General features: G+C 53.0%; 12 protein-coding genes. 4 read left to right on the forward strand and 8 right to left on the reverse strand.

The window, feature by feature from the left end:
- Window positions 1–51 precede the first annotated feature (51 nt).
- From RID21_RS10955 to RID21_RS10965, 3 genes are all read right to left on the reverse strand, one after another.
- Window positions 52–1,035: an HAD family hydrolase gene (locus tag RID21_RS10955; protein WP_350188853.1), complete on the reverse strand. Its 984-nt coding sequence runs from the start codon at window positions 1,033–1,035 to the stop codon at window positions 52–54.
- Window positions 1,036–1,136: 101 nt separating this feature from the next.
- A complete protein-coding gene (locus tag RID21_RS10960) occupies window positions 1,137–2,795 on the reverse strand; it encodes an arylsulfatase (protein ID WP_350188855.1) in 1,659 nt (552 codons plus the stop codon).
- A 620-nt stretch (window positions 2,796–3,415) separates the two neighbouring features.
- Window positions 3,416–3,874, reverse strand: a complete 459-nt coding sequence (locus RID21_RS10965; protein ID WP_350188857.1) for a hypothetical protein — start codon at window positions 3,872–3,874, stop codon at window positions 3,416–3,418.
- A gap of 654 nt (window positions 3,875–4,528) precedes the next feature.
- Between RID21_RS10965 and RID21_RS10970 the strand changes: the two genes are divergently transcribed.
- Entirely contained in the window at window positions 4,529–5,722 is a 1,194-nt protein-coding gene (locus tag RID21_RS10970) for a PP2C family protein-serine/threonine phosphatase (RefSeq protein ID WP_350188859.1), read from the forward strand.
- A gap of 69 nt (window positions 5,723–5,791) precedes the next feature.
- Window positions 5,792–6,724 (forward strand): bestrophin family protein, encoded by a 933-nt coding sequence (locus tag RID21_RS10975; RefSeq protein ID WP_350188861.1) that lies wholly within the window; start codon window positions 5,792–5,794, stop codon window positions 6,722–6,724.
- A 74-nt stretch (window positions 6,725–6,798) separates the two neighbouring features.
- Here RID21_RS10975 and RID21_RS10980 read toward each other — a convergent pair whose 3' ends face one another.
- The 4 genes from RID21_RS10980 to RID21_RS10995 form a co-directional block, all read right to left on the reverse strand.
- The gene (locus tag RID21_RS10980) at window positions 6,799–7,242 is read right to left on the reverse strand and encodes a DUF695 domain-containing protein (RefSeq protein ID WP_350188863.1); all 444 of its coding nucleotides are present in this window, start codon (window positions 7,240–7,242) and stop codon (window positions 6,799–6,801) included.
- Window positions 7,239–9,194 (reverse strand): sodium/solute symporter, encoded by a 1,956-nt coding sequence (locus RID21_RS10985; protein WP_350188865.1) that lies wholly within the window; start codon window positions 9,192–9,194, stop codon window positions 7,239–7,241. Before RID21_RS10985 ends, RID21_RS10980 begins: the two co-directional genes overlap by 4 nt.
- Window positions 9,194–9,496 (reverse strand): DUF485 domain-containing protein, encoded by a 303-nt coding sequence (locus tag RID21_RS10990; protein WP_350188867.1) that lies wholly within the window; start codon window positions 9,494–9,496, stop codon window positions 9,194–9,196. Before RID21_RS10990 ends, RID21_RS10985 begins: the two co-directional genes overlap by 1 nt.
- Before the next feature lie 197 nt (window positions 9,497–9,693).
- Window positions 9,694–10,092, reverse strand: coding sequence for a ComEA family DNA-binding protein (locus RID21_RS10995; protein WP_350188869.1), 399 nt, complete (start codon window positions 10,090–10,092; stop codon window positions 9,694–9,696).
- A 285-nt stretch (window positions 10,093–10,377) separates the two neighbouring features.
- Between RID21_RS10995 and RID21_RS11000 the strand changes: the two genes are divergently transcribed.
- Window positions 10,378–11,343, forward strand: a complete 966-nt coding sequence (locus tag RID21_RS11000; RefSeq protein ID WP_350188871.1) for an alpha/beta hydrolase — start codon at window positions 10,378–10,380, stop codon at window positions 11,341–11,343.
- An 88-nt stretch (window positions 11,344–11,431) separates the two neighbouring features.
- Here RID21_RS11000 and RID21_RS11005 read toward each other — a convergent pair whose 3' ends face one another.
- The gene (locus RID21_RS11005; RefSeq protein WP_350188873.1) at window positions 11,432–12,355 is read right to left on the reverse strand and encodes a hypothetical protein; all 924 of its coding nucleotides are present in this window, start codon (window positions 12,353–12,355) and stop codon (window positions 11,432–11,434) included.
- Between the two features lie 484 nt (window positions 12,356–12,839).
- Between RID21_RS11005 and RID21_RS11010 the strand changes: the two genes are divergently transcribed.
- Window positions 12,840–13,394 (forward strand): hypothetical protein, encoded by a 555-nt coding sequence (locus RID21_RS11010; RefSeq protein ID WP_350188875.1) that lies wholly within the window; start codon window positions 12,840–12,842, stop codon window positions 13,392–13,394.
- Window positions 13,395–13,621: the final 227 nt, after the last annotated feature.

Raw genomic sequence — 13,621 nt, forward strand, 5'->3', positions numbered from 1 at the left:
CCTCTACTGTTTCAGCAGCAGGGACCGACGGGATTGATGATTCCACGGAGTTCATTTCTTGAGGGGCGGGTAGATGACTTTCCAGTCGTCCTTCATATTCACGACGGTCCAGCCTTTTTCGCTGGCGTCTTTCAGCGCCTGTACGGCACCGACGTTGTAGGAGTATTCGCGTTTGGCATCGGTGTGGTGCACGAGCAGGGCGAAGCGGGCACCGGAAGCGCCGGTGGCCCATTCGAGCATCTGGATGTCACCGTCGGAGTTTCCGAAGGCAGCGATAGGACGCAGGCCGATGTGCGAGTTGATGCCAACCGGTTTGCCGGCTTTGTCGTCGATGAAGTTGATTTCCGGCAGACGAATCAGCACGGGGCCCTCTTCACGCATTTCAAATTTGGTTTTGACACTGCTGCCGACCACCTGCTGGGGGGGGATGCCATAAACACGTTCAGTCCAGGGCCGCATGAATTCGATTCCACCTCCCGAGACGATGAACGTTTTAAAGCCTTTAGAACGCATGTAGGCCAGCAGTTCGAGCATAGGCTGATAAACCATCTGGGTGAAGAGACGTCCGGTTTTCGGATGCCGGGCGGTTTTGCTCCACTCGTTGACGATCTTTTCAAATTCCGTGGTGGTCATGCCAGTGTGCGTGGCGACAACCAGTTTCAGGACGGCTGCTTCTCCCCCGGCGAAGGCGGTTTTGTAATCACCTTTGAGGACCGAAGCGAAGGGTTCCTCCGTTTTCCATTCCGGATGCTGGGGGGCGAGGGCTTTGACCCGATCGATGGCAAAGAAAACCTGGAAGTACTGCGGTTTTTCGGTCCAGAGGGTGCCATCGTTGTCGAAGGTGGCAATGCGGTGTTCCGGAGGGACGTAATCGGGAGAATCCTTGGACGTTACCTTTTCGACAAACTGAATGATGTTCTGTTTGGTAGCAGATTCGTTCCAGGAAGGGAGCGGGTCAGCGGCGTTTAGCTGAAACACGCAGCAGGTCAGAACAAGGACCAGGGTCAGTAAGCGAAGACGTGGCTGAATTCTCATTTGTTTATGCTCTCTGGCGGATGAGGGAAACGGGATTGTTTGAAAGTAACGGGCTTTCTGAAGTACAGGTGGTCCGCATGGATATCGGTCAGCACAGGTCATCAGTTACCGAACGGTATCGAAAATTTCATGCCTTCCTCTTTGAGGGCATCCCTGATGAATTTAAATTTGTGGAAATCCGTCAGGGTCATTGGTCCGTGATAGATTTTGCGCTGCATTTTGCGTGGTGGATAATCGACGTAACTTTGCAACAGGTTCCGGATGGCGGCATTGAAGGTCACCAGGGTCCAGGTGCGTTCCGTGAAGTTGTTCATGAAGACATCATAGCGTTCCTGCGGGTCCTGGAGCAGATCGAAGACCTGCGGCACGGTGGCGACATATTTTTCCGGTCCTTTCCAGCCGAGGTTGGTGTCGACGGCCAGTCCGCCTGTCGCCTGTCCGCCATCCCCCCGCAGATTGAAGACGGCTTTATAGTTGCCGACACGAGCGGCACCCGGGGCGAGTTCATTCTCCGTGAAGTAAAACCAGGTATTCCGTTTGGACTTGCCTGTGCCGAACAGGGCGGGGGACATGTCGTAGCTGTCGAAGCAAATCGGTTCGCCTGCGCGATCTTTTTGCGGAAGTTCCAGACCGGCGAGGGAAGCGAAGGTGGCCATCAGGTCCAGACCGCCGAGGATGTCGTGATTGCGGACACCGCCCTTGATCTTACCTGGCCAGACCGCGATGGCGGGGACTCGACTCCCCCCTTCGCGGGCGGTGCCTTTGGTACCGCGAAACGGTGTGTAGCCGGCGTCCGGATAAACGTCCTGCCAGGCACCGTTGTCGGTGGTGAAGAAGACCAGCGTGTCTTGTTCCAGTTCGAGTTCTTTGAGTTTGTCCATGAGGCTGCCAATGCGCGTGTCGAGCTCGACGATGGAATCGGCGTATTTGGTTTTGGAGATGGATTTGTGTTTGAATTCGGGAGCCGGCAGGTTGGGCTGGTGGTTTTTCATGAAGTTGACGTTGATGAAGAAGGGCTGATCGGGATGTTGAGCGGCATCTTCCAGAAACTTCAGGCCCGACTGTTCGACGTACTGATCGAGATAGGGGACGCCAACGAATCCTTTTTCCGGCGTGTCGATGTATTCACCGACGACTTTCCAGTCCTGTCTGGGCGCCTCTCCCGCTTTGCCTGAGAGGGACCCTTTTGTGACGAGATTGAACATCACCCGCAGCTTGAAATCCATGTCGGGGAACCGCTCTGGATCACCATAGGTGTAGGCGTTGAGGTGGTAGAGGAAACAGTGCTCCATCACGTCATAGCCGTGCGCATTGGGCAGGGCGTGGTCGGCTTCTCCCAGGTGCCATTTCCCGGTGAAGTAGGTGCGGTAGTTGGCCTGTTTGAGGATGGAAGCAAGCGTCCATTCTGCTTTGGGGAGTCCGCCCCCCTGTCCCGGGAAGGAGACGGTCGTCATCCCGCTGCGATTGGGGATGCGACCGGTCTGCATGGCGGCGCGTCCGGGAGTACAACTGGGCTGTGCGTAGAAAGAGAAGAAGGTCATGCCTGCACGGGCCATTTTGTCGATATTGGGGGTGGGCATGCCGCGGCCGACACCACCGCCGTAGGGCCCCAGGTCACCGTAGCCGGTGTCGTCAGAGACGATGAGCAGGATGTTGGGTTTTTTCTGCTGTGCGTGTGCCGGGGCGGCGATCGTCAGGCTTATGGTGGCTGCCAGTGCCGACAGAATCAGGGAGTGTAACTGGCACATTTGAAGTCTCATTGCAGTATCCTTGGTTGCTGAGAATTAGGACAGCTGGTAGCTGTCATGTAGATCGGGGAGATAGAGAGAGCGGTGGTGGTCTGATGGAGCCACTTGTCAGTTGTGAAAGCAGACAAGCGCTGGACCAGCGTGGAATTGAGATCGAAGTTGCACATTGAGGTACTCTCGCTGCGTGTCGAAGTGATGTGCCGTTATACGGACAGTATTCTTAAACAGAAAGATGGAAGATCTCAGTGCCTGACCGCTGCTCTTTCCATTATAGAGCAGCGAGGTGAATGTAAAGTAAAAACTCCGTAAAGATACGGGTTTCATTGCGTTAGTGCTGCGTAGCAACGGTGTTGATCTACTCCACCTATGGGCAGGGAGGCAGGCTGGTCAGGACGTGTTTCATAATTCGCACGGTCCATACTTATCTCGTTTCAACCGGGGCTAAGGCCCTGCGGCTAATTGGTCGATTCTGCGGTCTCTGGCCCATAAATGAGGATAGGGTCACCGTATCGGCGTGTATCGATGCTTGCCTGGTGAATGTTCTCGGAAGCACGGGATAAATCGATTCTGTGTGAGCACCGATGCGGAAGGTGCAGCTCGCCTGAGTGGTGCCTTTGCGGAGGATGCGCGGTTCAACTGTATTTTTTCTTGAGCTTGTTGTAGTAGGTGTCGAGTTCTTCGTCCGACATATTTTCGATCTCCTGGATGGATTTATTGAACTCCTGGTCCAGTTGATATTTGCTGGGGATTTCGAGGCCCATGATCTTATCGATGCGTTCTCGGGCGCGGATGCGTTCGTGGTTGGATGCGTCGGGATGTTCGATGATGGAGCGGTAGAAGAAATAGGAATCGGCGCGGTGCTGATCCAGATCCTGTTCGAGGAATTCCCGCATTTCGCGGCGGGCGCGATTCACGTAGCGCGTGACGGAGTGGCGGCTGAGACCGTATTCGGCGGAGATGGCGGTTTTGATTTCGGAGGTGAACCGCCCCAGGCCGATCATTTTCTTGATGAGTCGGACGATGACGGTCTGTTCGTCCTGCGTGAGATATCGGCGGGGTGTGGTAGTGGATTGTGGGGATTCCTGATGCATAAGTGTGTTCCTTTGTTTGATAGTGGGGCTAAGGGATTGATTTTGTTCTGGTTCTTCCTGAGTTCGCTCTTAATGGTATTGGGGCTCGCCAGGCGGGCGGACACATGGGTCCGCCCCTTGTATCTACTCTTGACTGTCTGTGCTGCTCATCTTGTGGAAGGGCGCGCGGGGGTCAAGAGGGGATTGTGCTCTGAGTTCAAGGGAGTGGGTGATGAGATGTGGACGAGATCGCTTTCAATTGCTCTGAAAGTGCTGCGAGATGATTTGAAATTGTGGGGCATAGATCGAACCGGTTCATTTTGTTCCGGTGAAGATCGGGAAAAATCGACGACGATTCAGGTGAATGTGAGTGACTTGTGCGGTGTGTGCCGGTGCACGCATCATCCGCCTCGCGCGCGAAGCACAATTGCACAAGAATATGGTTCGGGAAGTGCGGATCAAGGTCAGTCTGAGCAGTGAATTCACGCGTGCAAACGACGAAGTTCAAACCTGTTCATACTGTGGATCTGTCAGCTGATTGAAATGAAGGATGTGTTTTCAGGGGAAGAGTTTATGAAAATTTTATTCGCGAAAAATGTGTGAACCAGTTATGATGGCCGTGTTAATAAATTATGAATCAGAATACGAATTCGAAATAATGAAGGCGGGCCAGTCATGCGAATTCTTGTAGGGTGGGATAATCCCCAGGAGTGTGAGCTGATCTCCATGTATCTGGGGGTGAGTGAGAACGAAGTCCGGATCTGTGCGACGCCGGAGGAGTTCCTCCAGCAGGCAGCGACACAGGATGAATGGGACATCATTCTGATGTCGATTACGAGCCCTGATCCTCAGACGGCGTATGAAAACTTTGAGCAGGTGCGACAACAGCATCTGGATACGCCAATTGTGGGTGCGTGTCCCGGTCAGGATACGTTTCACCTGGCCCGTTTTCTGACGGCGGGGATGCGGGCTTATATCATTCGCGATGACGGCGGTGATTTCATGTTCCTGATGGAAGTGACGCTGGAGAGCGTGGTGAATTCAGTCAAGGCGGAACGCGAGCGGTTTGTGGCGGAGCGACTGCGCGAAGAGGTGGAGTCGGTGCGGAAGCTGCAGGAATCGATCATACCGACGAACATTCTATCCCCGGATCGATTTGATGTGACTGCGCGGTATGAATCTTCGCAGATCCGCGTGTTTGGCGGACAGCCTGTGACGCTGGCTGGTGGCGACTATTACGATGTTTTCATGCTGGACGATGAGAATCTGGTGCTGCTGGTGGGGGATGCTTCGGGGCATGGGATGAAAGCCTGCATGTCGATCATGACGATGCATACGCTGGTGGGGATGATCCGTTCGAACCGTTACCTGGATACCGCGGCGTTTGTGAAGGATGTGAATAACCGGTTGTGCGAACAGGCAGTCGTGAATGATGACGGTGGCTTTATCACGCTGCTGTACGGGATTCTGAATTCCCGTACGAACGAATTTCAATGGACGTCAGCAGGGGCGCCGATTCCGATTGTGCACGAACTGGAAACGAACAACATTTATGAGCTCGGCACACTGGACGATGGCGGGTTGCCTCTGGGAATCGTTCCGGATGTGGACTACGACGTGCATACGTCAAAAATTCCGCCTGACAGTCGGCTGCTGATTTTTACCGACGGTCTGGCGGAAGCGTTTCCCGGCGAGAAGGAGCAGTTCGGCGAATTCGGCATTCCGGGAATCATGCAGTCTCTGCAGGAATCACGCTCGAGCTGCCTGGAGTCGGCGCTGGAGAATCTGTTTCGGGATTCGAATGCATTTACGGATGGTTCAGGAAGACATGACGACACATCTGTTGTGTTATTGGGGCGAAAAAACTAGAGTTCTGATATCCGTCTCGCGCAACTGAATCGATCACCGTAAATTGACAGGTACAGGGAACGTATATCAATGGCAGCTGATGCAGAGCTGAATCTTTCGTTTATCGAGAAAAAGCTGGGGACCGTCGGGCGTATTGCTTACTATGCAGGTCTCGTGGGGCTGTATAGCCTGATCCCGCTGATCAAGAATGATTTAGGTGCAATCGCCGGGGGTTTTTTAGAAGGTCTTGGCGTACATCCTGAGCGAATTGTTGAGATTGAAGAGTTTGGTGACTTTTCTTCCAGCCTGCACGGGATCATCGGCCTGGTACTGGGTTTGCTGCTGGTTTTTCGGACGAACAGCTCCTATGCCCGCTGGTGGGAGGCCCGTAAGCTGTGGGGCAAGCTGGTTAACATCAGCCGCAATATGGCGATCAAATTTCGCGAGCTGACGAACTTCACCAAGCAGGAACTAAGAGAACTAGCAGATCTGCTTGTCGCGTTTCCGGAAGCGTTACGGGATCACCTGCGTGAGGATGACGACTTCTCGATGTTCCCGGAACTGGAACAGATCGATCCGCCTCCGCGTCACATTCCGGCGTACATCGCGGACCTGATTTACCGCAGAGTGATTGGCTGGAAGCGTTCGGGGATGATTGATGGTGACGAGCTGCGAATCATCGATTCGGAGACCCGCGAGCTGATGGAGATCTGTGGAGCGTGTGAGCGAATTCGACGTACGCGACTGTCGCCTTCGTACCGGACCTTCGTCAGGCACTGTATTACGCTTTACCTGTTAACGCTCCCCTGGGGACTGGTAAAAGAGTTTGAATTGTGGACGGTGCCGATGACCGTGATTATGGCTTACTTCATGATCGGGATCGAAGTCATCGCACACTCTGTGGAAGAGCCGTTCGGCCTGGATGAAGACGACCTGGATCTGGATGGTCTATGTATTACGATCCGGTCGACGGTGAATGAAATTCTGGATCGGTTCGGTTCGCAGGAGCAGACTCAAGCGTAGTTCAGAACTACCGATTGTTCACAAATGAACTTTGAAAAATACAGGCTGGTGCGGTTTGACCGTGTCAGCCTGTTTTAGTTGCTTTTCCTGACTTGCTGCATGAAATCAGAATAGGCGTGCCAGTCGGGGTCGTGCTGGGAGTGAATCTGGATCGGCAGCGTGGGGAGTTCTTCCACCGCTTTGTTGAAGACGGTGAGAGCCTCTTCCTCGTTCCGAACGTACCACTGCCAGTGACAGACCTGGTTGCCCGTGATGAGCATCGTGAGGTGACCCAGACCGTTTTCCCCCCAGAGGTTGACGAGCAGTTCTTCGAAGTGGCTCATCTGCTCCCGATCGAGGGGACCGGGGAGCTTGCTTTCGTTCTCTGACTGGTAAGGCCAGACGATCTCCACGCGGTCCGGATAATCGCTGGTTTTGATGCCCAGCGGGATGTGGGGGAGCAGACGAAACAAAACGGTCACGCCCTCTTCGACTGCGGTCGCTGTAAGCCATTCCTGATCGGTCGGCTGCTGGTTCAACTGGCTGCCTCCTCTTTTTTGGGCTGAGTCAGCAGGGAGACGAGGATCAGTGTCAGGAAGCCGAGCGGAATCGTCACCAGGCCAGGCTGGCTGAAGGGGACGATGGCGTCTTCGGGTTTGAGTCCATAGATGCCTTTATAGGAATCGGCACTGAGCAGAATCCAGGCGAGCGAAGAGATCATACCGACAAAGATCGCGACGGTAATGCCCTGTTTGGTGGTTTTGGGCCAGAAGAGCAGCATTACCAGGGCGGGCAGGTTCGCGGAAGCAGCGACGCTGAAGGCCCAGCCGACAAGGTAATTCACGTTGAATTCCTTGAAGAGAATCCCGAGGATAATCGCGATCAGACCGACGACGACGGAAGCCATTTTGGCGATCCGCACTTTGGCGAAGTCGTTCATTTCAATTTTCATGAAGCTCGACATCAGGTCGTGCACGACCGCACCGCTGGACGCGATGATCAGTCCACTGACGGTTCCCAGCACGGTGGTGAAAGCGATCGCGGAGATGATCGCGAAGAGCCAGTCACTGATGCTCTTGGCGAGCAGGGGAGCGGCCATGTTGGAGTTGGTGACATCCATGGCACCGCTGGTCATGGCTCCGAGCCCCATGAAGAGCGTGAGGATGTAGAAATAGCCGATGCTCCCGATACCGACGATGGTACTCTTGCGGGCGCTGGCCTGGTCTTTCACGGTGTAGTAACGAATGAGAATGTGCGGCAGGGAAGCGGTTCCGCAGAACAGGGCCAGCATCAGGGATAAGAAGTTGAGCTTGCCTTTCAGATCGGAACCCCGGATCCCGGCGAACTTGGGATGGTTGCCCGGGCTGAGGACCTTCTCGCCTGAGGTTGGCTTGGGGAAGTAGATCGTCAGGTCTGCGCCGTCTTTCAGTTTGACGGTATCGGAGCCCCAGAGGATCACTTCACTTTTGCTGAGCGTGCTGAAGAACTCGGTGAGCCCCAGCGGACCGGTTTCTTTCTTGTCATCCGGCAGCTTGCTGATGCGGCCGACGGGGTAGAAATCGGTTTCTCCTTCGCCGGTTCCCTGAGGGAGCCCGTTGATGATGATTTTACCGTCCGCTGTTTTTTCCTTGTACTGTGTTTCCGAGAGGAAGTACTGCTGCTCCGCGTTTTGGGTCAGTTTCCAGTAGGACGTTTTGTCGGCGCGGGTGAGCTGCAGGTAGCCTTTGTCTTTCCAGGGGCCTTCGTTGAGCGGGGTCAGGGAGTCCTGTTCGGTCAGGCCGAGTTCATTGTTCCAGAGTTCAATGTCATCGCTGGCCGCAGGTCCGAGGATCTGGAACTGGTGCGTTGATTTCCCGTTATTCACCGGATCGGTTGAGAAACCGCGCTGCAGAATCAAAACTGTGAGCAGGGTACTGAAGATAACGAGCAGCGAGCCTTTGAGGAACTGCACGTAGGTGGTGCTGACCATGCCGGCGGTGACGACGATGATGATCACGATCGTCCCGACAAGGAGCACGCCGACGTAGTGCGGAAAGCCGAGCAGGGGAGTGATCAGTGCACCGGCGCCGACCATCTGAGGAATCAGATAGAAGATACTGACAGCCAGGGTACTGATGGCAGCGGCCAATTTAATACCCCGCGACTGGAAACGGCTGTCGAGGGCATCGGCAAAGGTGAAACGCCCCATGCGTTTGAGCGGTTCCGCGATTACGAACAAGGCGACGATCCAGCCGGCCAGGTAACCGATGGAATAGAGGAAGCCATCGTAACCGTAGAAGGCGATCATCCCGCAGATTCCCAGGAAGGAAGCCGCGGAGAGGTAGTCACCAGCGAAGGCGACGCCGTTAATAAACCAGTGAATGCCGCCCGAGGCAGCGAAGTATCCCTTGGCCGATTTCGCTTTCGCGCCGAGCCAGAAGCTGAGTCCGAGGGTAATGGCAACGATCACACCAAAGATGAGGACCGCCATCAGAGAGGGTTCGTAAAGCATTATGCGTCCTCCTGATTGCTGGAACCAGAGGAGGCGACATCATTGCGACACATCCAGCCGTAGATGATGGCGAGCACAAAAGCAGCGATGATCAGCGTGAAGCCATAGACGATGGCCAGGTTGAGTCCGGCGAAGACCACGATTTCCATTTTGGCTGGTGAGAACGTATTTAGAAAAACGAAACCGCCATACAGCAACAGATATACGGTGAACAGAATTAAGCCCAGTCGCGTATTACGAGAGATCGTCTCGTGGTTTTCCTGTTCGCCCGGCTCATTCGGGCCGTGATCAAAACCTGCCATAAGAAGTAAACCCTTTGAGTTGAACGCTATAATCGGGGTTGATCAGTCAGAAGTGTCAGATCAGATGTTATAATAAGGAAAGCCTATTCAACCCGGAATCGAGCGTGGAATCAACTGTCATCGGAGACGAGCGGCAAAGAAATGAGAATCTACTGTTAATTTCCGGGGGGATTGTCGACGGGGTCTGTCCGTCTGTTTCAGGGATTGACGTCTGGGGGAAGGGGCAGAAAATGTTTTCGATTCGCTGCCAGTTTTTTAGGGCCAATACCTTTGACCTGCAGCAGATCATCGATTGAGCGAAAAGGGCCGTGTGCCTCTCGGTAGTCAATGATGCGTCTGGCTAAAACAGGACCGATCTGCTTGAGCTGGGCAAACTCTACCCAGTTCGCCTGATTGATATCGAGCTGATACTCGTAAGGCAGCGGCGTCTGTTTCTCAATTTCGAGTGGCTCAGTTCCCCAGCGGGACAGACGCGCCAGATGCAGGAGTGAGAGGCAGAGAATTACAATCAGCAGTACACCTAAAAAATACTGATCGCTCCGGTGCAGACCCAGAAAAGTCTGTGGTGTTGATTCATCCGGGGACTGGTTTTCCATCCGCAGGCTGCCTGAATCTAGGATGCTGTTGGGACTGGTAGTTAGTTCATGGGGGAATCAGCGGGAAAAAATGTCGGTACACACATCCGTTGTAAGTCTTTGTGGGCGAATATTATGTGTCAGTACAATCTCTGCACAGAACTGCCGACTTCTATTTGACCTGATCTCCCGTTATCCATAGAATGAATTGAATAAGAACCTGTCTTTTGAATCGCGAGAACAACTGTTTACGTTCAGTTTACAGTTACAACAAGATAATTCCAACGCCGAGGGGGTCCTGTGAGAATGTCATTCATCAGTATGCAACATGGTCAATGGAAGCGTTCGCTCTTTACGTTTCTCTCAATGGTACTCCTGACTTCCGGCGCGGTATTCGCGCAGAGTAAGGATGTTAAAGGCCCCCCGAAGCCGCAGGAGTTGACCCTGTCTTCGCAGGGAGGCTGGCCGATTGCGATTACTTATTATGAATCGAGTAACGCAGCGGATTCACCGGTCGTTGTTCTGTTGCACGGTAAGGGGGGCAGCAAGCGGGCCTGGGACAACGGGTTTGCTCCGGTCCTGCAGAAGAACGGCTACGCGGTTGTATCTGTCGATCTGCGTAAACATGGAAAGAGCCAGCCGAATGCTCCCGGTGGTGGAAACCAGAATCAGAAGGGGGGCAGAGGAGATAATCTCTCTGCACTGGATTACAAAGCGATGGTTGTGTTCGACATGGAAACCATCTGGAAATTTCTGTTCGACGAACACCAGAAAAAGCACCTCAATATGCAGAAAACAGCCATCATTGCTTCTGATATGAGTGTACCGATTGCTTTGAACTACGCGTTACTGGACTGGGGCAAAGTACCCTATGATGACGCCCCCGTGCTGGCAGCTAAGACTCCCAAAGGTCAGACCGTACGGGCGCTGGTGTTGATTTCTCCTGAATCCCGCGTCAAAGGGCTGACTTCTTCACAGCCTTCCGTGAGTTTGAAAGAACCCATTTTCGGTATCAGTTTCTTTGTCTGCAGCAGTGCAGGGGATTCTTATGATCGCAATTATACAGAGAAGCTCTTTTCGCAACTGACCTCGGCTGCGAATTCCAAGGGTAGAATGTACAAGGAATCTTACCCCGGAAAGTTGAGGGGTACTGATATGCTGGGGCGACGACTGGGGCTTGAAGTCGATATCCTCAAGTTCCTGGATGCCCATCTGAAGAAGCTTCCCGGTGACTGGTCAGATCGTCGTCCCCGGTATGACCGCGATGAGTAGAGCTTGAGCAGAAATGCAGGTCGAAGACGAAATCTCCGACCTTAATTTCTGGTTCAGCCAGATAAAGATATTCCCAGGCTGCCTGTATTCAGGCAGCCTTTTTTTGTGGGATTGCAAGGACGTCTGATTTCTCTGTTTCCGAATCTTCGTCCAGTGAGCTGAGTGCGATTCGCTCTGAGAGCAGTGCCATCTCGGCTCGAATCGCTTCCATTTCGTGCTCTTTTTCGATGAGCAGTTCTTCCAGCCGGGCGATCCGCTTTTCCGGGTTGCGATGCAGGAACCGGTTCACGATTTCCAGTATCAGCAGTGCCCGGTAGAGCTTCATCACCAGGCTTTTCAGGCGGAAGATCCGTGCAGAGCGTGCAAGTTGCTGAAGTCGCAGCAGTTTACTGGTGGTCGTGAAAAATCGCAGAAACGCGACCATGGGCAGGCAGATGACTGCCAAGTCGATCCAGTGTTTACGGCAATATTCCAGTCTTTTCTGCTCGATGGAAATCATGATAATGAATTCCAGCGTGAAGGCGAACCAGATGAAACCGGTGGCGATCGCGGTCAGGTCGGCCAGCATGGGGTTGGCCTGGATCTGTTCCGACCAGTAGTGTTCGGCGGCAAACAGAGGTAAGACGAGCAGCGCGATCAACAGCATGGGGGCGGAAAACGTTTTGCGAACCCGTTTGCAGAACTGTTTATCGACTTCGCTCCAGGCGAGAAGCGGAAACCAGATCGCACGTCCGCTCATCTGGTCGCGGGCTGTAATGCGGAGAGGAGGAATCAGGCAGTAGAGCAGATTCAGTTTCCAGCGGGGACTTCCCAGTGCGAGATGCACCATGGCTTCAATCACGAAGCAGGGATAGAGCAGGAACAGGCTCCACTCGCAGATTAAGAGTGGGATTCCCTCTGATTCGAGATTCTTCAGGTGTAGAAAGCCGGCGAAAAAGGCCAGGAACAGAATTGAAACCGTAAACATGGGAGCGGTTGCAAACTGATCGACTTTTTTGGTGTACCGGTTCATCGTGTAAATCGCTCTGACAGATAGAACAATGGCTGGTGAATTTCGTGAGGGGAAGCGGCTTTATATTGGATATCGGCAGAAGCGCCTATTCAGAATAATCCGAACAGGCCTCATCCTGATTTGAAGTGCAAAATCAAAATGATAACATTCGATTCAAGTTTCAGTTCGAATATATACTGGTCAGGTAGATTAGATTGCATCTGATGCCGTTAAAGTTTGCGCAGTTGAAGAATGGATCTGGTGTATCAGTCTGATTTGTAGATGTGGTATCGTAAATGTTACATTATGGGATGGCCATGTGTTGCGGAAATGATATTTTACTTTCGTGGTTAAAAGTTGTAAGTGTCTGTTTTTATTGTTGATATGTGTGTAATGCTCTGTTGTGTTTATCTGAATGGCACGGCGAATGCATTAGTGAAAAGTTACCACGAGGTGGTTTAAATGACATCAGTTTAATGACTTTCACGAATGTGGAGAAATCGCAATGAAACGTTTATTTCCAACGCTTGCAGTTTGCCTGGCAGCCATGGTTATGGTCTCTGAAAAATCTGAAGCAGCCGAGTTCAGCAACACCAGTCTGACTCAGCCGGTCCAGACCGCTTACAATCCTTCTCAGCCGGGCAGTGGTGTGGTCGATGTTCTGACTTTTCCGTTCCGAGCTCTGTCAGCACCGTTCCAGTCACAGTCGCGCGGGGTGGCGTATCAGCCCTACTACGGTTCCGCCAACTATGGTAGCACCAACTGTACTAACGGCCGCTGCTACACAGGCTCAGGTTACAGCAGCTCCTGTACGACCGGTAACTGTCCTACCGGAAGCTGTGCGACTGGGAACTGTGGAACTGGTTTTAGCAACTGCCCCGGTGGAAACTGTGGGATTTCACAGTATCGTTATCCTGTGCAGAGTTACCCCAGCTACAACACCCCCAGCTGGAATACCCGTCCTCAGTACCAGACCTACCGTCCGGTAGCTCAGCCCGTCTATCGTAGTGCGGTACCTGTGTCGACCAATTCCATCCGAAATGATCCGTTTTTCCCTTAAGCGGCCGGCGTGATTGATACAAACCAGGTTCCTAACTACAGGATAGACAATGTGGTTAAGTAAAAACTGAGCTGCGGGGTATTCCCGCAGCTCAGTTCTCTTTTGTGAAACAGGTTTCGCTGAAAATATTCTGGGGAAACCTGTTTTGACTGTTAAAATGACTGCAACTGACAAACAATTTATATGTAAACTGAGTATTAATGGAACAGGAGATAAAACATCTGTTA

This window comes from Gimesia sp., from assembly GCF_040219335.1.
Taxonomy (GTDB): Bacteria; Planctomycetota; Planctomycetia; order Planctomycetales; family Planctomycetaceae; genus Gimesia.